Below are 20095 nucleotides of genomic sequence, written 5' to 3' on the forward strand. Positions count from 1 at the left end.
CAAATCAAATGACTATGTTACGCCCGGCTATACTTCTTTTTATTCTTTTGTCGCTGGTCACTGGCGGTCTCTATCCCTTGATCACCACCGCACTGGGCCAGTGGTTATTTCCGGATCAGGCCAACGGCTCGCTGATTATTCAGAACGGTGAAACACGCGGTTCACGCCTGATTGGGCAAGGTTTTACCGACGCGGGTTACTTTCATGGACGACCTTCCGCCACGGCGGAAAGCCCGTATAATCCAATGGCTTCGGGCGGGAGCAATCTGGCAGGCAGCAACCCTGCGTTAGATGATGCCATCACGGAACGCGTTACCGCGCTGCGCCAGGCAAACCCGCAGGCCAGCCGCGACGTTCCCGTTGAACTGGTGACCGCCTCCGCAAGCGGGCTGGATTATGGCCTGTCGCCTGAGGCCGTCGTCTGGCAGATCCCGCGCGTGGCGGCCGCCCGTAAGCTCTCCACCGACGAGGTGCGTCACCTGGTGGACGCGCATACTCAAAAACCACTGGTCAGTTTTATCGGCATGCCGGTGGTGAATATTGTTGAACTGAATCTGGCGCTGGATGCGCAAAGGAAAAACTAAATGACCGACGAGCCTTTGCGCCCCGATCCGGACCGGTTGCTTGAACAGACAGCAGCTCCCCATCGCGGCAAGCTGAAAGTCTTCTTTGGCGCCTGCGCGGGCGTCGGGAAAACCTACGCGATGCTCGCTGAAGCACAGCGGTTACGGGCGCAAGGGCTGGATATCCTGATCGGCGTTGTCGAAACCCACGGTCGTAAAGAGACCGCCGGGCTGTTGAGCGGGCTGGCTACGCTGCCCGCCCGCACGATGAATCATCGCGGACGACGGGTGACGGAATTTGACCTTGATGCCGCCCTCGCCCGTCGCCCGGCGTTAATCCTGATGGATGAACTGGCGCACAGCAATGCGCCTGGTTCACGTCACCCCAAGCGCTGGCAGGATATTGAAGAGCTGCTGGAGGCCGGAATTGACGTTCTGACCACCGTCAACGTTCAGCATCTGGAGAGCCTCAACGACGTGGTCAGCGGGGTGACGGGAATTCAGGTCCGCGAGACCGTGCCCGATCCGTTCTTTGATTCTGCCGATGAAGTGGTGCTGGTGGACCTGCCGCCGGACGATCTCCGTCAGCGTCTGCATGAAGGTAAAGTCTATATAGCGGGCCAGGCTGAGCGCGCCATCGAACATTTTTTCCGTAAGGGTAACCTCATCGCCCTGCGCGAGCTTGCGCTCAGACGCACGGCGGATCGCGTGGACGATCAGATGCGTGCCTGGCGCGACAGGCAGGGTCAGGAGCGCGTCTGGCACACCCGGGACGCTATCCTGCTGTGTATCGGACACGGCAGCGGTAATGAAAAACTGGTGCGCACCGCTGCCCGTCTGGCGGCGAAATTTGGCAGCATCTGGCATGCTGTCTATGTTGAAACGCCCCACCTGCACGCCCTGCCGGAACATCAGCGTCGCGCCATCTTAAGCGCGCTACGGCTGGCGCAAGAGCTGGGAGCCGAAACCGCCACGCTGTCCGATCCGGCAGAAGAGAAAGCGATTCTTCGTTACGCCCGCGAGCATAATCTGGGCAAAATTGTTATTGGTCGTCGCCAGCATCGTCGCTGGTTCAGCCGCGAATCTTTTGCCGATAAACTGGCAAAACGCGCGCCCGATCTGGACCTGGTGATTGTGGCGCTTGATGACAAACCCGCCGCCCTGCCGCCGCGTGCGCCGGATGCCCGGTCAATCAGCGAAAAATGGCGGATTCAGCTGCGCGGCTGTCTCGTCGCGGTTGTGCTCTGCACCCTGATTACCCTTGTTGCAAGCCAGTGGCTGATCGCATTTGATGCCGCCAATCTGGTGATGATCTATCTACTTGGCGTGGTCATCGTCGCGCTCTTTTACGGACGCTGGCCGTCCGTGCTGGCTACGGTTATTAACGTGGTCAGCTTTGATCTCTTTTTCATCGCACCACGCGGCACGCTGGCCGTCACCGATGTGCAGTACGTTCTTACGTTTGCCGTCATGCTTTCCGTCGGGCTGATTGTCGGTAATCTGACGGCGGGAGTGCGTTATCAGGCGCGCATTGCCCGCTACCGTGAGCAGCGCACGCGCCATCTCTACGAAATGTCCAAATCCCTCGCCGTAGGCCGTACGCCACTGGATATTGTGCAAACCAGCGAACAATTTATTCGCTCAACCTTTCACGCAAGCAGCCTGATTTTGCTGCCGGATGAGCAGGGAAAACTGAGTCCGTTGACCGCCGCGAGCGGGATGTCCCCATGGGATGAAGCCATCGCCCGCTGGAGCTTTGATAAAGGGCTTCCCGCCGGCGCGGGCACAGATACCCTGCCGGGCGTACCCTATCAAATTCTGCCGCTGCGAAGCGCGCAAAAACAGCTGGGTCTGGTGATTGTCGAACCGACAAACTTGCGCCAGTTAATGATTCCTGAGCAGCAGCGTCTGCTGGAAACCTTCACCCTGCTGGTGGCCAGCGCGCTGGAGCGACTGGCGCTGACGGCAAGTGAAGAGCACGCGCGTCTGGCAAGCGAACGGGAGAGCATACGCAACGCCCTGCTCGCGGCGCTTTCTCATGATTTGCGCACGCCGTTAACGGTGCTATTTGGTCAGTCCGAAATCCTGACCCTGGATCTGGCCAGCGAGAATTCACCCCATGCGCCGCAGGCCAGCGAAATCCGTCAGCACGTGCTGAACACGACGCGCCTGGTCAATAATCTGCTGGATATGGCCCGCATTCAGTCCGGGGGTTTTAACCTGAAAAAAGAGTGGCTGACGCTGGAGGAAGTGGTCGGCAGCGCGCTGAAAATGCTTGAACCCGGATTCGGCGGGCACCCTGTCGCCCTGTCGTTGCCGGAACCGTTAGCGCTGATTCATGTGGACGGACCGCTGTTCGAACGGGTACTGATCAATTTGCTGGAAAACGCACTAAAATATGCCGGACCCCGCGCCCATATCGGACTTAACGCCAGCGTGCACCACCAGGCGCTTGAGCTGGAGGTCTGGGACGACGGACCGGGCATTCCCGCCGGGCAAGAGAAGGCCATCTTTGAGAAATTTGCCCGCGGAAACAAAGAGTCGGCGATTCCTGGCGTTGGACTGGGGCTGGCGATTTGTCAGGCCATTATCGACGTGCATGGGGGCACCATCACGGCCCGTAACCGCCAGGAAGGCGGTGCCTGTTTTTGTGTTACACTGCCGCTGGACACGCCACCCGAACTTGATGAATTACCAGAGGATTTGTGATTAACGTTCTGATCGTTGAAGACGAACTGGCTATCAGCCGCTTTCTGCGCACCGCGCTGGAAGGCGATGGCCTGCGCGTGTATGACGCCGGAACATTACAGCGCGGTTTAATTGAGGCTGCGACCCGCAAGCCAGACCTGGTGATCCTTGATTTAGGTCTTCCCGATGGAGACGGCATTGATTTTATCCGTGAGGTCCGCCAGTGGAGCCAGATGCCAATTATCGTGCTCTCGGCCCGCACCGAAGAGAGCGATAAAATTGCCGCCCTCGATGCTGGCGCGGATGATTACCTCAGTAAGCCCTTCGGCATTGGCGAACTGCAGGCCCGACTGCGCGTGGCGCTCCGTCGGCACAGCGCCACCACGCCGGCCGAACCGGTGTATACCTTTTCTGATGTGCGGGTCGATTTGGCTGCCCGCCGTATCCAGCGTGGTACAGAAGAGATCCACCTGACCCCCATTGAATTCCGTCTGCTGGCCGTTTTGCTCAACAACCATGGCAAAGTCCTTACCCAGCGTCAGCTGCTGAATCAGGTCTGGGGGCCTAATGCCGTTGAACATAGTCATTATTTACGCATATATATGGGCCACCTTCGGCAAAAACTCGAAAACGACCCCGCACGCCCTCTCCATTTATTAACGGAAACCGGTATCGGTTATCGCTTTATGTTGTGAATAGTTATTCAAACTATTCTCCCCTTCGAATTAGAATGTTGCTGATTATTATTTATAAAATAACGCACGGGTTATTCCCATTATATTTTTGGATGCACAAACACAGCATTAAAACACATCTTTAACATTGTTTTCACAAAGCAGCATTTTTCTCCGTGATATTCACTTCTGGCGAATATTTATTTCTGATCAGATCGATTATTGGTGATCATCTTCACAGTTTACCTTCCTTTCCTGGATAAAATGACCGTGCTTTCAATTACTGAAAGGAAAATTAAGCATGGAAAACAATAATCGTTCAATGCCCCATATCAGGCGAACAACGCATATTATGATGTTCGCCCACCGCAACAGCTTTGACTTTCATTTCTTCAACGCCCGTTAGTCCCTCGATCTGGGTGCATTTGCTTGCAGGCTATACTGAAAACGCTTTTTAAACAGTTAATTGCCTGTTAAGACGTGCACTATTTCTCTTTAGATCCTGCCTTTGTCGCAACCGGACGGCATGGATTTAATCCATTAAAAGTCAATTAACTGATTATCTGTCAGCGACCTGATATTGCCTTTTATTCCGGAAATATCGATTTCTTTTAATGAGAAATCGAGGGCCACTTATTATCTAAAATAACGAGTTGAACATGAACAAATTAAAAATTGCTGCCAGCCGTGCGTGTCCGGATTGCTTTACCACTACCCGTGAAATGGTTGAGGTCAGCGCTTCCGATTATATTGACGTTGCAGCCGTTGTGCTTGCCGTGGGCGATATTTTTAATGGCACTATAGAAACCATCGAAGCCACCGGTTTTGGCATCCCCATATTTATCGCCACCCATAAAGAAGAAATTGTTCCCGCGGAGTACTTATCGCGCATCCACGGCGTGTTTGAGTACAACGATAACAGTAACGATTTTTACGGAAGACAACTTGAGGCCGCGGCGCAAAAGTATGAAATGCATTTGCGCCCACCGTTTTTCCGCGCACTGGTCGATTACGTGAATCAGGGAAACAGCGCGTTTGACTGTCCGGGGCATCAGGGCGGGCAGTTTTTCCGTCGCCACCCTGCCGGCAACCAGTTTGTCGACTTCTTTGGTGAGACGCTGTTCCGTTCAGACCTGTGCAATGCTGACGTCGCAATGGGCGATCTGCTCATTCACGAGGGCGCACCTTGTATCGCACAGCAGCATGCGGCAAAAGTCTTTAATGCCGATAAGACCTACTTTGTCCTGAATGGCACATCGTCCTCAAACAAAGTGGTGCTCAACGCCCTGCTCACGCCAGGCGACCTGGTCCTGTTCGATCGTAACAACCACAAATCCAATCATCACGGCGCTTTACTTCAGGCGGGCGCGACGCCCGTTTATCTTGAGACAGCCCGCAACCCCTACGGCTTTATCGGCGGTATTGATGCCCACTGCTTTGAAGAGCGCTACCTGCGCGAACAGGTGGCAGAGGTTGCCCCTGCCCGTGCGAAAGATGTCCGTCCGTTCCGCCTTGCCGTGATTCAGCTGGGTACCTACGACGGCACCATTTACAACGCGCGCCAGGTCGTCGACAAGATAGGTCATCTGTGTGATTACATCCTGTTCGATTCTGCCTGGGTTGGCTATGAGCAGTTTATTCCGATGATGGCGGATTGCTCTCCGCTGCTGCTGGATCTTAACGAGAACGACCCGGGTATTCTGGTCACCCAGTCGGTTCATAAACAACAGGCTGGTTTTTCACAAACATCTCAGATTCATAAAAAAGACCGCCATATCAAGGGGCAACAGCGTTACGTACCGCATAAACGCTTAAATAACGCCTTTATGATGCATGCCTCCACCAGCCCGTTCTATCCGCTTTTTGCCGCACTGGATATCAACGCCCGCATGCATGAGGGCCAAAGCGGACGCAACATGTGGATGGACTGCGTGGTGAACGGGATTGAAGCGCGCAAATTAATTTTGCAAAACTGCCACCATGTGCGCCCGTTTGTGCCGGAAAGCGTCGACGGCAAAGCGTGGGAAAGCTGGCCGACCGCCGACATCTCTTCCGATCTGCGCTTCTTCCATTTTGTGCCTGGCGAAAAGTGGCATGCCTTCGAAGGCTATGCCGAGCATCAGTATTTTATCGATCCGTGCAAACTCCTGCTGACAACGCCCGGCATTAATGCCCGCACCGGCGAGTACGAGGCGTTTGGCGTGCCCGCAACTATCCTCGCGAACTTCCTGCGTGAAAACGGCATTATTCCGGAGAAATGCGACCTCAACTCCATTCTGTTCCTGCTGACCCCGGCGGAAGACATGGGCAAGCTGCAACAGCTTATCGCACAGTTGGTTCGTTTCGAGAAATTGCTGGAAACCGATGCCCCGCTGCGGGAGGTTCTGCCTTCGCTCTACAGACAGCACCCGGAACGCTATGCCGATTACTCTCTGCGCCAGATTTGCCAGGAGATGCACAATCTTTATGCCCGTCATAACGTCAAGCAACTGCAAAAAGAGATGTTCCGCAAAGCGCATTTCCCCCGCGTCATGATGAATCCGCAGGAGGCGAACTTTGCCTATCTGCGCGGAGACGTCGAGCTGGTTTCCCTGCGCGATGCCGAAGGCCGAATTGCCGCCGAGGGCGCGCTTCCTTACCCGCCTGGCGTGCTGTGCGTCGTTCCTGGCGAAGTCTGGGGGGATGCGGTACTGCGCTACTTCATCGCGCTGGAAGAAGGGATCAATCTGCTGCCAGGGTTCGCGCCAGAGCTACAGGGCGTCTACATCGAGGAGTGTGATGGACGTAAACAGGTTCGCTGCTATGTGATTAAACAGCCTGCCGCTCAGCCTGCTCTGCTGAAAGGAGAAAAACTATGAGTAAATCCAATAATAAAATGGGCGTCGTACAGCTCACCATCCTGACGATGGTGAACATGATGGGGTCGGGCATCATCATGCTGCCCACCAAGCTCGCCGAGGTGGGTACCATCTCGATTATCTCCTGGCTGGTCACCGCCGTGGGCTCCATGGCGCTGGCCTGGGCCTTCGCGAAATGTGGCATGTTCAGCCGTAAGTCTGGCGGAATGGGGGGATACGCGGAGTACGCCTTCGGGAAGTCCGGCAACTTTATGGCGAACTATACCTATGGCGTGTCGTTACTGATTGCGAACGTCGCCATAGCCATTTCCGCCGTGGGGTATGGCACCGAGCTGTTCGGCGTCGCCCTGACCCCGGTGCAGATTGGTCTTGCCACTATCGGCGTGCTATGGCTGTGCACCGTGGCTAACTTTGGCGGGGCGCGGATCACCGGTCAAATCAGCAGTATTACCGTCTGGGGGGTCATTATTCCCGTGGTGGGACTGTGCATCATCGGCTGGTTCTGGTTCAGCCCGACACTGTATGCCAACTCATGGAACCCGCATCACGTGCCCTTCTTCACGGCGGTCGGTTCTTCCATTGCCATGACGCTGTGGGCTTTCCTGGGCCTGGAGTCTGCCTGTGCCAACGCCGAAGTGGTGGAGAATCCGGAAAAGAACGTCCCAATCGCGGTCCTGGGCGGTACCCTTGGCGCGGCGGTAATTTATATTATCTCCACCAACGTGATTGCCGGCATTGTGCCAAATATGGATCTGGCTAACTCCACCGCGCCGTTCGGTCTGGCTTTCGCTCAGATGTTTACCCCGGAAGTGGGCAAAGTGATCATGGGGCTGATGGTGATGTCCTGCTGCGGTTCGTTGCTGGGCTGGCAGTTCACTATCGCGCAGGTATTTAAATCGTCGGCGGATGAAGGTTACTTCCCGAAAATTTTCTCCCGCGTGAGTCAGTCAGAGGCGCCGATACAGGGCATGCTGGCGATCGTTATCTTCCAGAGTGGTTTGTCGCTGATGACCATTAGCCCCTCACTGAACAGCCAGTTTAACGTGCTGGTTAACCTGGCGGTGGTGACGAATATCATCCCGTATATCCTGTCGATGGCGGCGCTGGTAATTATACAGAAGGTGGCAAAAGTCGAGCCGCGTAAGGCAAAAGTAGCCAATATCGTGGCGCTGGTCGGTGCCATTTACAGCTTCTACGCCCTTTACTCCTCGGGGCAAGAGGCGATGCTTTACGGCGCGATGGTGACCTTTATGGGCTGGACGCTGTATGGTCTGGTCTCACCGCGGTTCGAACTGAAGAACAAACACGGTTAAACTCAACGCAAAACGGCAACCCTGGGGTTGCCGTTTGACTGTGTTCGCCTTCGCTTAGGCGTTCTTCAGGACTTCACTGACAATTTCTACCGCTTCTTTTTCAATCAGCTTACGGTGTTCGTCACCGAGGAAGCTTTCACAGTAGATTTTGTAGGCGTCTTCCGTGCCGGATGGACGTGCGGCAAACCAGCCGTTTTCCGTCATCACTTTCAGGCCACCAATAGAAGCGCCGTTACCCGGCGCGGCGGTCAGACGTGCCGTGATAGGATCGCCCGCCAGCGTATTGGCACTCACCATCTCCGGAGAGAGCTTAGACAGCGCGGCTTTTTGCGCGGTGGTCGCTCCTGCCTGAATACGGTTGTAGCTTGGTGCGCCAAAGCGAGCGGCCAGCTCGTTGTAGTGCTCCTGCGGGTTTTTACCGGTGACCGCGGTGATCTCCGCCGCCAGCAGGCACATGATAATGCCGTCTTTATCGGTGGACCATGGGGTACCGTCGAAACGCAGGAACGATGCCCCGGCGCTCTCTTCACCACCAAAGCCGAAGCTGCCGTCATGCAGACCGTCAACAAACCATTTAAAGCCCACCGGTACCTCGACCAGTTTACGGCCCAGGTCGTTCACCACGCGATCGATCATGGCAGACGAAACCAGCGTTTTCCCGACGGCGACCTCTTTGCCCCACTGCGGACGATGCTGGAACAGATAGTTGATCGCCACCGCCAGGTAGTGGTTTGGATTCATCAGGCCCGCAGGGGTGACGATGCCGTGACGGTCGTAATCCGGGTCGTTGGCGAACGCCAGATCGAATTTATCACGCAGCGCCAGAAGACCCGCCATCGCACACTCGGAGGAGCAATCCATACGGATCGCGCCATCTTTATCCAGGTGCATAAAGCGGAAGGTCTGATCGACCTGATCGTTCACAATGGTCAGATCCAGCTTGTAGAATTCAGCAATCCGCTTCCAGTATTCGATGCCCGACCCGCCCAGCGGATCGACGCCGAGCTTCAGGCCCGCTTTCTGAATCGCGGCGATATCCACGATCTCGGCCAGGCCTTCAATAAATGGCTGAACCAGATCGCGCTCGGTCACATGACCGGACGCCATTGCCGCATCCAGAGAAATACGGTTAACGCCTTTCAGGCCATCCGCTAACAGGGCATTGGCACGGTCTTCAACCACTTTAGTCACGTTGGTATCAGCCGGGCCGCCGTTCGGCGGATTGTATTTAATCCCACCGTCTTCCGGCGGGTTGTGCGATGGCGTGATCACAATGCCGTCGGCCTGAGCGCCACCCTTTTTGTTATGTTCCAGAATGGCGTTCGACACGGCCGGGGTCGGCGTATAACCGTTTTTTTCCTGAATGATGACATCCACACCGTTTGCCGCCAGCACTTCCAGCACGGAGATAAATGCCGGTTCGGATAAGGCATGCGTGTCTTTACCCACAAAGCATGGCCCGGTGATGCCATTTTTGGCGCGCTCTTCCGCGATGGCCTGAGCAATGGCCAGAATATGCGGTTCGTTAAAGCTATGGCGAGCCGCGCTACCACGGTGGCCAGACGTACCAAACTTCACTGCGTGTTCTGCGTTGCCCACTTCCGGCTCTAATACATAGTACTGAGAGGTCAGTTGAGCGACGTTAATCAAATCGCTTTGTTGTGCAGGTTGACCTGCACGATCGTGATTTGCCATTGCCGGGTCCTTCTTTTGCAAGGGTTAGATTGTACCGCAAACCTTTTCAATCAATTCCGCCGGGAACTGCATTGCCTGCATGATGTGTTCGATCATGCTGCATTTGCGTCCGGTATTGGTATTGGTGATCACCCAGTACGGTGTGTCCGGGACGTGTTTGGGTTTAGTTTGATTACCGTTTTGCAGCAGCGTCTGCTCATCGGCCGCAAAATAAACGCGGGTACGACCGTGCAGAGACTCTGTCGCTTCTGCAAACGCTTTGTTATCGAGTGAATACAGTGTAGTCAGCACCAGCATAAATCGGTTAACCGCCTTTTTCTGATCGGCATATTCGTCAGAAAGCAGCATTTCGCGCACGGCGCGGACCTTATCTTTAACCGGGGCGACCGTTTTTGCTTCCGCGACAGCCTGAGGCTGACGAATCTCTTTGGAAACCGGAGTTGCGGGCTGTGAGGCGGCGGAAAATTTCAGCATGCGCCGTAAAATGTCGGACGCGCTCTCGCCAATATGTCGCGTGTGGCTGGCAATATACTGATAAAGCTCATCATCAACTTCGATTGTTTTCATCTTAATCCAGTGCAATATCTTATCTGAATACAAGTCGTTGGGATTATAGGTTCAAATCCCAACCGCGGATAGGGTCAAGCCAGGATGGCGGCAAAAGTCAGATTAAACTGGATCCTTGCAGCCGGGCGGCAGAATGGTCAACATAATACCCTAACCTGACACCCGTAAAAAAAGAACTTTGCCATGAAATTGAATAGCCGAGCGCAATCTGCACAATCGCCGAACAATAATTCCCCCATCGTACTGGTTCACGGCCTGTTTGGCAGCCTGGATAACCTGGGCGTGCTGGCACGCGATCTGGTGAAGGATCGCGACATCCTGCAGGTGGATATGCGCAACCATGGCCTTTCCGGACGTAGCAACGACATGACCTACGCGGCGATGGCGGAAGATTTGCGGGAGACACTTGATGCTAACAACATTGAGAAAGCCACGCTGATTGGCCACTCAATGGGCGGCAAAGCGGTGATGGCGCTGACCGCACTCGCTCCGGCGCGAGTCGATCAACTGGTGGTGATTGATGTTGCGCCGGTAGATTACGACGTGCGTCGCCACGATGAGATCTTCGCCGCGATTAATGCCGTTACGCAAGCCGGTGTCACCACGCGCCAGCAGGCTGCGACGGTGATGCGCGAGCACCTTGCAGAAGAAGGCGTGGTGCAGTTTTTGTTAAAATCCTTCGTCGACGGCTCGTGGCGGTTTAACGTGCCGGTATTGTGGGATCAATATCCCCACATCGTGGGCTGGCAGCCGGTTCCCGCCTGGCAGCACCCTACCCTGTTTATCCGCGGGGGCAACTCGCCTTACGTCACCGACGCCTATCGCGACGCGCTACTGGCGCAATTTCCACAGGCCCGAGCCCATGTGATTGCCGGTGCCGGTCACTGGGTGCACGCAGAAAAACCCGACGCGGTGCTGCGGGCTATCCGCCGCTACCTGGGTGAGAACGACATTTGATTAAAAAGCCAGCGACTGGATGCCTGAGCGCCGCCAGTCGTTGGCGTGTGGGTAGCGGTGATGTATGATGTCGCGCTCATCGCCCCGGCAATAGCAGGGCTGCCTGTTTTCCCCCGAAGTCTCTGAATCATGGCCAAAGAACAAACGGACCGTACGACATTAGATCTGTTCGCAACTGAACGTCGACCGGGACGCCCAAAAACAAATCCGCTGTCGCGTGATGAACAGCTGCGTATCAATAAACGCAATCAGCTCAAACGCGATAAAAGTCGCGGGCTTAAACGCGTCGAGTTAAAACTCAATGCGGATGCGGTGGACGCGCTGAATGAGCTGGCCGACGCCCGAGATATCAGCCGCAGCGAGCTGATCGAAGCGCTGTTGCTTGAACAACTTCAGGCCCTGCACAACACCAGGTGAAAGTCTGAAAATCTGCGCATTTTCACCAATCATGTAGCACAGAGTGCAGTCCGGCATGATAGCTGTTTCCGCTACCTTACCTGTTCTGCTATGATTGCCCTTATCCGTGGACAATTTGCGCCACCATACCATTAAGTTTCAAGAGGTTATTTTACTCATGGCAATCATCGGCATTTTTTTCGGCAGCGATACCGGTAATACCGAAAACATCGCAAAAAACATTCAGAAACAGCTTGGTAAAGACGTTGCCGACGTGCATGACATTGCTAAAAGCAGCAAAGAGGATCTCGAGGGTTACGATATCCTGCTGCTGGGCATTCCAACCTGGTATTACGGCGAAGCGCAGTGCGACTGGGACGACTTCTTCCCTACATTAGAAGAAGTCGACTTCAACGGTAAGCTGGTTGCGCTGTTTGGCTGCGGCGACCAGGAAGATTATGCAGAGTATTTCTGCGATGCGCTGGGCACCATCCGTGACATCATCGAGCCGCGCGGTGCCGCGATTGTGGGTCACTGGCCAACAGCGGGTTATCACTTCGAAGCCTCTAAAGGCCTGGCGGATGACGACCACTTTGTCGGCCTGGCCATCGATGAAGATCGCCAGCCTGAACTCACCGCAGAACGCGTCACGCAGTGGGTAAAACAGATTCGTGATGAACTGAACCTCGACGACATTCTGAATGCCTGATTGATCATACGGCGCAGCTTTCAGGCTGCGTCGCATTGATAGGTAATTCCAATTAAAATAATTGCTACAAATTTTTAACTTTTGCTTTCAGACCTGTACAATAACCCAGGTTAAAGTGGACGCATTCGCCCAACTTTGTTGGCGGTACCACGTTTTTATAAGCATACTTTGCTTGAGACTTGCAGTTTTCATTTACCCATGGCAGTTCTATAATGAGACGCATTATCCCAAGTGCATTTTCTGTCACTTCTTCGTTTGAAGTGAATCGTTTAGCAACAGGACAGATTCCGCATGACTGACAACAATACCGCATTAAAGAAAGCTGGCCTGAAAGTTACGCTTCCTCGTTTAAAAATCCTGGAAGTTCTGCAAGGGCCAGACAATCATCATGTCAGTGCGGAAGACTTATACAAGCGCCTGATTGACATGGGTGAAGAGATTGGGCTGGCGACCGTATACCGTGTTTTGAACCAGTTTGATGACGCCGGCATTGTCACCCGCCACAATTTCGAAGGCGGCAAATCCGTTTTTGAACTGACACAGCAGCATCACCACGACCACCTGATTTGCCTGGATTGCGGCAAAGTGATCGAATTTAGCGATGATTCCATTGAAGCGCGTCAGCGTGAGATTGCCACGCGTCATGGCATCCGTCTCACCAACCACAGCCTGTACCTTTACGGTCACTGTGCTGAGGGTGATTGCCGCGAAAACGAACATGCGCACGACACCAAATAAGGTGTTTTGACAGAGTGTAAGCCAGCCGACAGGTTGGCTTTTTTTATGCCTGACGTTAAGCAAAAAAAGCCCGGTGACGCTGCCTTAACCGGGCCTGCAGAGGTTTGCTCCCACAGGCAGGTCAGCGCAACGTCACCGGGCGTTCAGGTCGTTTATCAGTGGCTATTGTTGCTGCGGATCTCCTGCCAAATCTTATCGCAGCGTGTGGCCACTTCCTGATCGTTACCCGTTTTACGCGCCTGAATGCAGGCCTGATAATCCATTACCCGTACATTTTCCTGCGTGGCGAACTGCTCATGCGTCTTCTCTTTCTTAAGCACATTGAGCACGCTCTGACAGGCTTCTATTTTTTCAGGCGACCCTTCGGCCGTATTAATGCAGGCGCTATAGGCCTCTTTGAGACGTGAATCCTCTTTTGGGGCCGGCTGCTGCACGCAGGCGGTCAACGCTGTAGCCATCATGGCAATCAGGACGATTTTTTTCATCATAACAGTCTCCCGTCCAGCGGGCGTTACCCGCTGGTCCGTTTATCAGAAAATAGTGAATGGGGCGATAACCATGAACTTCACGTCGCGCTCGTCCTGGAAAATGTTGCCGTAACCGCCCGCATAGCTAGGAATGTCGGAGTGGTTGTCGTACTGGGTGAAGTGCAGTTTAAACATCGTGCCTTTGGCGCGTCCCTCCTGCAGGGTATAAATAGCGTCCAGGCTGTAGGAAGACTCTTTCAGGCGGTAGTTAGGATCGTAGTACGCATCCGGGGTCGCCATATCTGCAGGCTTCGCGTCCCATGCGTAGGCATAGGATGCACCGACTGCCCAGCCTGGCAGATTCCAGTTTTTCAGATCGTACATTGCACCGAAGAAGAGGGCTTTTTCGCCATCGGCGTTAAAGTCAGAGCGGTTATCCCACCAGATATCGAGACGACCATTTGACGAGGCGTAGGTTGGGGTCATACGTTGCAGGAAGTAGCCCTGCTGCCCTTCCGCTTTGACCATCGTGCCTTCAAGACGCAGATCGACCTGACCGATTTTATAACCGAAGGTTAATGCCTGCAGCCATGCGGTTCCGTCATAAATATCGTTGACGCTGCCGTTGCTGGCTTTATCACGGGTGCCGTAGAACTGATAAGAGGTCGTCAACGGGCCGCCCACGATATCAAATTTGTAGCTTGCCTTGGCAAAGTACTGGTCGATATAGCCTTCGGCCTGACCAAAGGCGGCCTCAAGCACCAGATCGTTTTTGAAATCGTACTTCGCGCCCAGCGAGTGGAGATATTCCACTTTGGTCTTTTTGTCATTCTGATAGAACTTGTCCATCTCAATGTGCCACGGCGCTTTGTATTCGTTGGTCCACATATAGGAGAAGCTCAACGCACCGGCATCGCCGTAGTCAAAATTCGCGCCCGCTTCGGCACCCTGATAGGTGCCCGGCATAAAGCTCCAGTGCGGCGCTAACAGCGTTTGCCCCGTCGGCTGAATATAGCCTCCACGCGCCCAAACCGGACCGTATTTAAATTTCGCGGCGGCTTTATACAGGCTGACACCGCTCTTATCGCCAGACCAGTCCTCTTTATAGGCTTTATTACTGGAGGAGAAAGCGATTTCATTCGGGTGCCCGCTGTCGCCATTTTCGGCCATTTCAATGGCCGTAAAGGCAGCAATATCCAGGCCAAACATATCCGCCGCATAACCCGACTGGAAATCAAGGTTGGCGTTCCAGGTGGAGTGCGCGAGGTTTGTTTTGTATTTGTCTTCGGTGACATCTTTACGGTCACGTTCACGTTGCCAGTAATAAATGCCGCCCGTGAGCGTTGAATCGTCGATAAATCCTGCTGCATGAGCCTGGGGAGAGATGATGGAGCCCGACACTGCTGTGACACAGGCAATAGCCAGCGCCAGCGCACTACGTTTGCCACTGAACGTACGCATATAATGTTCCTCTTTGACATATAAATTGCTGTTACCAAAGGAAAACAGCGAAAAAAATAAAATTAAAAAGTAGCGTTGAGAAAAACCTCGCTGACTACAGTGAACAGACTATTTTTCGCGACGCGAATTATCAATAGATTTCTGTAACGGGAATGTGAAAATATGAGCAACTGCACATATTCTATTTCCTTCTGTTACATTTCAGCGAATGGGGAGAAAATGAGGAAAAGTGAAAAATAATTGTTGTTTTCCATGCAGATGTAATCGGTTTCATTGCTTTGATATTTATCAAACAAATTAAAGCCCATTAATACATTCAGAAAATTAATTGTTAACGCTGTACAATTAATTCGCTCCACAAACAAAATATTTCACACCGCGACAGACCTGACGATCCGCTATTGATTCTGTGACAACGATCCTTTTTCACGCACAAAAACCCCTTTCTTTCGATGGTTATTATTGACTAATGACCCGAGCCAATTTATTTAAGGCTCAGTTATACGTATAAGTTGAGAGAAATATGAAGAAAAGGGTTACACAGCGGGACGTTGCAAACCTTGTCGGCGTGTCGCAGGCGGTGGTGTCGGTCGTGCTGAACAAAGGGAGTCATGCGTACCCTCAGGAGACGGTCGACCGCGTCGAAGCGGCTGCATTACAGCTGGGTTATGTTCCCAACCGTTTTGCTCAGGCGCTTAAAACCAATAAAACGCTCTCCGTGGCCTGCATTATTCCGGATATCGCTAACCCTTTTTATGCCTCACTGATACGCGGCGTACAGTCCGTGATGGATAAACATCACTACGATGTGGTCGTCGCCAGCACGGATGGTCTTCGGGAACGAGAGTTGCATTTTTTGCGCTGGGCCGCGCAGGGCCGGGTAGACGCGGTGATCGGCACCTTTTTTAACGCCGGAATGGCGGATTTCGAACCTTATTTACAGGCCGGGATACCGATTGTGCGCATAGAAGCCGGGGAGAAAAAAAACGGTCCTTTACCCCTCCACACCCTTTTTATTGATAACGTCGCCGCCGCCCGGGAAGCTGTCGACTACCTGTTGCGTAAAGGCCATAAGAATATCTGGTTGATCGCCGGCACTGGCGGGCCGCAATCTGCCAGAGCACAGGGGTATCAGCAGGCCATGGAGCAAGCAGGCCTGCCGCCGCGCATTCTTACACGTCCTGATTTTACGGAGCAAAGTGGCTACCAGATGGCAATTCAGCTTTTCAGCCAACCGGCGCGCCCGGACGCGCTCTTTGCGGCTAACGATTTAATGGCCATCGGCGTGATGCGGGCGGCCAGAGAAAAAGGGATAGCTATACCCGGCCAGCTTGCGGTGATTGGTTTTGATGATATTCCCGCCTCCGCGTTAGTGACCCCTTCCCTGACCACCCTGGCGCAGTTTCCGGAACAACTGGGCCAGCGGGCGGGGGCTATCCTGATGGCCCCGGACGCTGGCGCCGCCTCCAGCCAGGGTAGCTCGACGGCCATGCCCTGGCGTTTGATCGCAAGAGAATCGGCCTGACGGCCAACAAAACGAAAAGGAACGTGTAGATGGAATTACCTTCTGATTATGAGTCCCGGGTTTACGCAGGCGTGTTGGGAAAATTAATCGGCGTCTATTTAGGCCGCCCCTTTGAAGGCTGGACCTATCAAAAAATCATGCAGGAGCTGGGTCCAGTACAGTATTACGTTCATGAGAAATTCAACCGCCCCCTGGTCATTACTGATGATGATGTCGCAGGGACGTTTACCTTTATTCGCGCGCTGGAAGATTATGCCCTGCCCCCGGATCTGACGTCGGAGCAGATAGGACACTGCTGGCTGAATTACATTATCGATAAACGTACCATCCTCTGGTGGGGGGGCAATGGTAACTCCACTGAACACACCGCATGGCTGAACCTCAAAAAAGGTATTCCAGCCCCGCTGAGCGGGGCAATCGAAACCAACGGTAAAACCATTGCGGAGCAAATCGGCGCGCAAATTTTTATTGATAGCTGGGCATTAGTGGCGCCAGGGCAACCTCAGCTTGCGGCGACGCTGGCAAAAAAAGCCGCCAGCGTGAGCCATGATGGGGAATCCGTCCATGCCGCGATGCTCTGGGCGGCAATGGAATCTCAGGCTTTTGTGTGTCAGGACATCGATAAGCTGCTTGAGTGTGGATTATCCGTCATTCCCGAAAACTCAGCTATCGCCCGGCTGGTCGCCGACGTCCGTCGCTGGCGGTATGAAGACAACGACTGGCAGGTCACGCGGGAAAAAATCGAAGAGCACTATGGATACCATAAATATCCCAGCAACTGTCATGTGATCCCAAACCATGCGCTGATGATTATGGCCATTCTGTATGCGCCTGATAATTTCCAGCAGGCGCAGTGCATTGTTAACACGTCTGGCTGGGATACCGACTGTAATGCCGGAAACGTCGGGTGCCTGTCCGGCATCATGCTGGGGCTAAAGGGCATTGACGAGGGGCCAGACTGGCGCGGCCCGCTGGCGGACAGGATGCTGATCTCCTCGGCAGACGGCGGATTCTCTATTAACAACGCCGTTCGCATCACCGATTATCTGGTTGGACTGGGGCATCAAATTGCCGGTCAGCCTCGTCCTGAGCCAAAAAAAGCAGGTGCGCAGTATCACTTCTCGCTGCCGGGGAGCGTGCAGGGTTTTCGCTGGCTGAATGAGACAAACGCCGCACCGGTAGAGGTGGGCAACGAGGCGCACGATGGCCGACAGATGCTGAGCCTCCGCTATCGCGCTCTGGCCCCGGGACTTCATGCCAGCGTCACGACACAGACTTTCACGCCCCCCGAAATTGTCGACATGCGCAGTTACGACCTTATGGCAACGCCGTTGATCTATCCAGGTCAACGGCTACAGGCCGATGTTATTGCTCCAGCCAGCAACACCGCGTCGCTTAACGTTCAGCTCTGCTACCGGGTTTATGATGAAAATAACTGCCTCACGCCGTGCTATGGCGAGGCCCGGACACTCTTACCGGGCGATACGGCCACGCTCTCGCTGGTGATACCCGACTGCAAAGGCCAGCCCATTGGAGAGGTCGGCGTCACGCTCAGCAGCCACGCGCCCTTTGCCTGTGGGCAGCTCCTTATCGACAGTATGCGCTGGGATGGCGCGCCAGAACTGACGCTGCGTAAGCCCAACGGAGAGAACAATTTCTGGTGGCGGGCGTGGGTAAACGGAGTGGATCTCTTCTCCCGACACTACCCAGCCAGTTTTCGCATCTCAAAAGAGTATGAGGAAGGCCTCATTATTCACGGCACCCGCCAGTGGACCGACTACCGCGTGCAAAGTGAAATCACCTTACATTTGGGCGACTACGGCGGTCTGGCTTTCCGGGTTCAGGGAATGAGGCGCTACTACACGGTACGTATTCTGCGTGACGGACATGTCCAGCTCATCCGCGTGCGCGACGAGACCACCCGCGTTCTGGCCGAGGCGGCCATACAGGATGTATTTGAAAGACCGGTAGCGTTTGATATTACCGTCAAGGGCCATCGTATTGCTGCAACCGTAGACGGAATAAGGCTCTGCGTGGAGGACAAGGAACCTGAGGCATTCTCTGATGGCGGCGTGGGGTTACTCATTTGTGCCGGGGCGTTATCCACGGATGCTATCCATATCGACGGAGGCTGTAAGGAACAGGATTTAATGACAAGGAGTTTTAAATGAAACCATCTACAACAGTACTGCTCTCGTTATTCACCGCCGTGGCGCTGCTAACAGGATGTAAACAGGACGAAGAACAGCAGGTCACCATCGAATTTATGCACTCGGCCGTTGAGCAAGAGCGCCAGACGGTGATTAGCCAGTTGATTGACCGCTTTCAAAAAGAGAATCCGTCAATCACCGTTAAGCAGGTCCCGGTGGAAGAAGATGCTTATAACACTAAAATCATCACGCTTGCCCGTTCAGGATCGCTGCCGGACGTTGTCGAAGTGAGCCATGACTACGCCAAAGTGATGGATAAAGAGCAGTTAATCGACCATGACGCGGTAAAAACGCTGATTAATACGCTGGGTGAGGATGCCTTTTATGACGGCGTGCTGCGCGTGGTACGCACTGAAGACGGAACGGGCTATACCGGGGTGCCCGTTAGCGCCTGGCTTCAGGGGATCTGGTATCGCAAATCGGTTCTGGCGAATGCCGGGATTGAAGAACCGAAAAATTGGGCACAGTTACTGGATGCCGCACGCAGGCTGACCCATGCCCGGGATAAAAAATATGGCATCGCGTTGCCGACGGCGGAAAGCGTGATGAGCGAACAAACGTTTTCGCAGTTCGCCCTGTCAAATAACGCCAACGTCTTTAACGCAGAGGGCAACGTCACCGTCAACTCGCCGGAGATGCTCGCCTCGCTGAACTATTACCGTGAGCTGGCCCGCTGCACCATGCCGGGTTCAAATAACGTTATGGAAATTAAAGATGCCTTTATGAATGGCACCGCACCGATGGCTGTCTATTCAACCTATATCCTGCCGGCCATTCAACAGGAGGGCACGCTGGCGGATCTGGGTTTTGTTGTTCCGACTGAAAAAACGCCCGCGGTATTTGGGGTCATTACCTCATTAACGATGACGATTGGTCAAACGGCGCGAGAGAACGAGGCGTCCCGGAAATTTGTCGCCTTTATGGAACAGGCGCAGAACGCCGCAGAGTGGGTCTTAATGTCGCCGGGCGCCGTGCTGCCGGTCACAAAAGCCGTCGCTGAAAACCCGGCTTTTAAAGACAGCCCGGCGATAAAGGTCTTTGGCACCCTGCCCGCGCAGTTAATCGCTCAGTACCCGAACATGCAGGTCTTTGGATCGGTGGGCGAAAAGAACTTTACCCGAATGGGTGATATTACCGGATCGGCGATCCTGGGTGAGATGGTAAATCAGGTGACGGTGGGTAATAAAGAGGCAGCGCCGGTGCTGGAACGCAGTCAGCAACGCATACAGGAGCTCATACAACAGCATTAAAAAAAACGCCGCGCAATGCGGCGT

17 protein-coding genes are annotated in these 20095 nt (G+C 54.0%); 13 read left to right on the plus strand and 4 right to left on the minus strand.

Annotated features, from left to right (window positions below; all coding sequences use genetic code 11):
• Positions 1–8 precede the first annotated feature (8 nt).
• From kdpC to potE, 6 genes are all read left to right on the plus strand, one after another.
• A complete protein-coding gene (gene kdpC / locus LZP96_RS03615; RefSeq protein ID WP_064325335.1) occupies positions 9–584 on the plus strand; it encodes a potassium-transporting ATPase subunit KdpC in 576 nt (191 codons plus the stop codon).
• Positions 585–3272 (plus strand): two-component system sensor histidine kinase KdpD, encoded by a 2688-nt coding sequence (gene kdpD / locus LZP96_RS03620; protein WP_064325334.1) that lies wholly within the window; start codon positions 585–587, stop codon positions 3270–3272. It abuts the gene before it with no gap.
• Positions 3269–3946, plus strand: a complete 678-nt coding sequence (gene kdpE, locus LZP96_RS03625) for a two-component system response regulator KdpE (RefSeq protein WP_064325333.1) — start codon at positions 3269–3271, stop codon at positions 3944–3946. Before kdpD ends, kdpE begins: the two co-directional genes overlap by 4 nt.
• A 280-nt stretch (positions 3947–4226) precedes the next feature.
• Positions 4227–4331 (plus strand): leader peptide SpeFL, encoded by a 105-nt coding sequence (gene speFL, locus LZP96_RS03630; RefSeq protein ID WP_157685350.1) that lies wholly within the window; start codon positions 4227–4229, stop codon positions 4329–4331.
• 253 nt (positions 4332–4584) lie between these two features.
• The gene (speF, locus tag LZP96_RS03635; RefSeq protein WP_064325332.1) at positions 4585–6783 is read left to right on the plus strand and encodes an ornithine decarboxylase SpeF; all 2199 of its coding nucleotides are present in this window, start codon (positions 4585–4587) and stop codon (positions 6781–6783) included.
• Positions 6780–8096, plus strand: coding sequence for a putrescine-ornithine antiporter (gene potE, locus LZP96_RS03640; RefSeq protein WP_064325331.1), 1317 nt, complete (start codon positions 6780–6782; stop codon positions 8094–8096). Before speF ends, potE begins: the two co-directional genes overlap by 4 nt.
• Positions 8097–8150: 54 nt before the next feature.
• On the opposite strand, the gene pgm is transcribed toward potE, so the two are convergent.
• Together pgm and seqA are read right to left on the minus strand one after the other, a co-directional pair.
• Complete coding sequence (gene pgm, locus LZP96_RS03645; protein ID WP_064325330.1) at positions 8151–9791, minus strand: phosphoglucomutase (alpha-D-glucose-1,6-bisphosphate-dependent); 1641 nt, start codon at positions 9789–9791, stop codon at positions 8151–8153.
• A 24-nt stretch (positions 9792–9815) separates the two neighbouring features.
• Positions 9816–10358: a replication initiation negative regulator SeqA gene (gene seqA / locus LZP96_RS03650; RefSeq protein ID WP_064325329.1), complete on the minus strand. Its 543-nt coding sequence runs from the start codon at positions 10356–10358 to the stop codon at positions 9816–9818.
• A gap of 183 nt (positions 10359–10541) precedes the next feature.
• Between seqA and ybfF the strand changes: the two genes are divergently transcribed.
• The 4 genes from ybfF to fur all read left to right on the plus strand — a co-directional run bounded on the left by ybfF (position 10542) and on the right by fur (position 13158).
• Positions 10542–11315: an esterase gene (ybfF, locus tag LZP96_RS03655; protein ID WP_064325328.1), complete on the plus strand. Its 774-nt coding sequence runs from the start codon at positions 10542–10544 to the stop codon at positions 11313–11315.
• A 129-nt stretch (positions 11316–11444) separates the two neighbouring features.
• A complete protein-coding gene (gene ybfE / locus LZP96_RS03660; protein ID WP_064325327.1) occupies positions 11445–11732 on the plus strand; it encodes a LexA regulated protein in 288 nt (95 codons plus the stop codon).
• Positions 11733–11889: 157 nt separating this feature from the next.
• Positions 11890–12420 carry a flavodoxin FldA gene (gene fldA, locus LZP96_RS03665; protein WP_064325326.1) on the plus strand — a complete coding sequence of 177 codons (531 nt, stop codon included), beginning with the start codon at positions 11890–11892 and terminating at the stop codon, positions 12418–12420.
• A gap of 291 nt (positions 12421–12711) precedes the next feature.
• The gene (fur, locus tag LZP96_RS03670; protein ID WP_064325325.1) at positions 12712–13158 is read left to right on the plus strand and encodes a ferric iron uptake transcriptional regulator; all 447 of its coding nucleotides are present in this window, start codon (positions 12712–12714) and stop codon (positions 13156–13158) included.
• A gap of 155 nt (positions 13159–13313) precedes the next feature.
• On the opposite strand, the gene chiQ is transcribed toward fur, so the two are convergent.
• Entirely contained in the window at positions 13314–13643 is a 330-nt protein-coding gene (gene chiQ / locus LZP96_RS03675) for a ChiQ/YbfN family lipoprotein (protein ID WP_064328085.1), read from the minus strand.
• Positions 13644–13688: 45 nt separating this feature from the next.
• Positions 13689–15086 (minus strand): chitoporin ChiP, encoded by a 1398-nt coding sequence (gene chiP, locus LZP96_RS03680; protein WP_064325324.1) that lies wholly within the window; start codon positions 15084–15086, stop codon positions 13689–13691.
• Between the two features lie 523 nt (positions 15087–15609).
• Between chiP and LZP96_RS03685 the strand changes: the two genes are divergently transcribed.
• Genes LZP96_RS03685 through LZP96_RS03695 form a run of 3 tightly spaced genes read left to right on the plus strand, consistent with a single transcriptional unit; the run spans position 15610 to position 20071 of the window.
• A complete protein-coding gene (locus tag LZP96_RS03685) occupies positions 15610–16611 on the plus strand; it encodes a LacI family DNA-binding transcriptional regulator (protein ID WP_064325323.1) in 1002 nt (333 codons plus the stop codon).
• A gap of 29 nt (positions 16612–16640) precedes the next feature.
• On the plus strand, positions 16641–18782 hold the full coding sequence (locus tag LZP96_RS03690; protein ID WP_064325322.1) for an ADP-ribosylglycohydrolase family protein: 2142 nt from the start codon (positions 16641–16643) through the stop codon (positions 18780–18782).
• Positions 18779–20071 carry an ABC transporter substrate-binding protein gene (locus LZP96_RS03695; protein WP_064325321.1) on the plus strand — a complete coding sequence of 431 codons (1293 nt, stop codon included), beginning with the start codon at positions 18779–18781 and terminating at the stop codon, positions 20069–20071. Before LZP96_RS03690 ends, LZP96_RS03695 begins: the two co-directional genes overlap by 4 nt.
• Positions 20072–20095 lie beyond the last annotated feature (24 nt).

The sequence above is a fragment of the Huaxiibacter chinensis genome (assembly GCF_022171985.1).
Taxonomy (GTDB): Bacteria; Pseudomonadota; Gammaproteobacteria; order Enterobacterales; family Enterobacteriaceae; genus Enterobacter; species Enterobacter chinensis_A.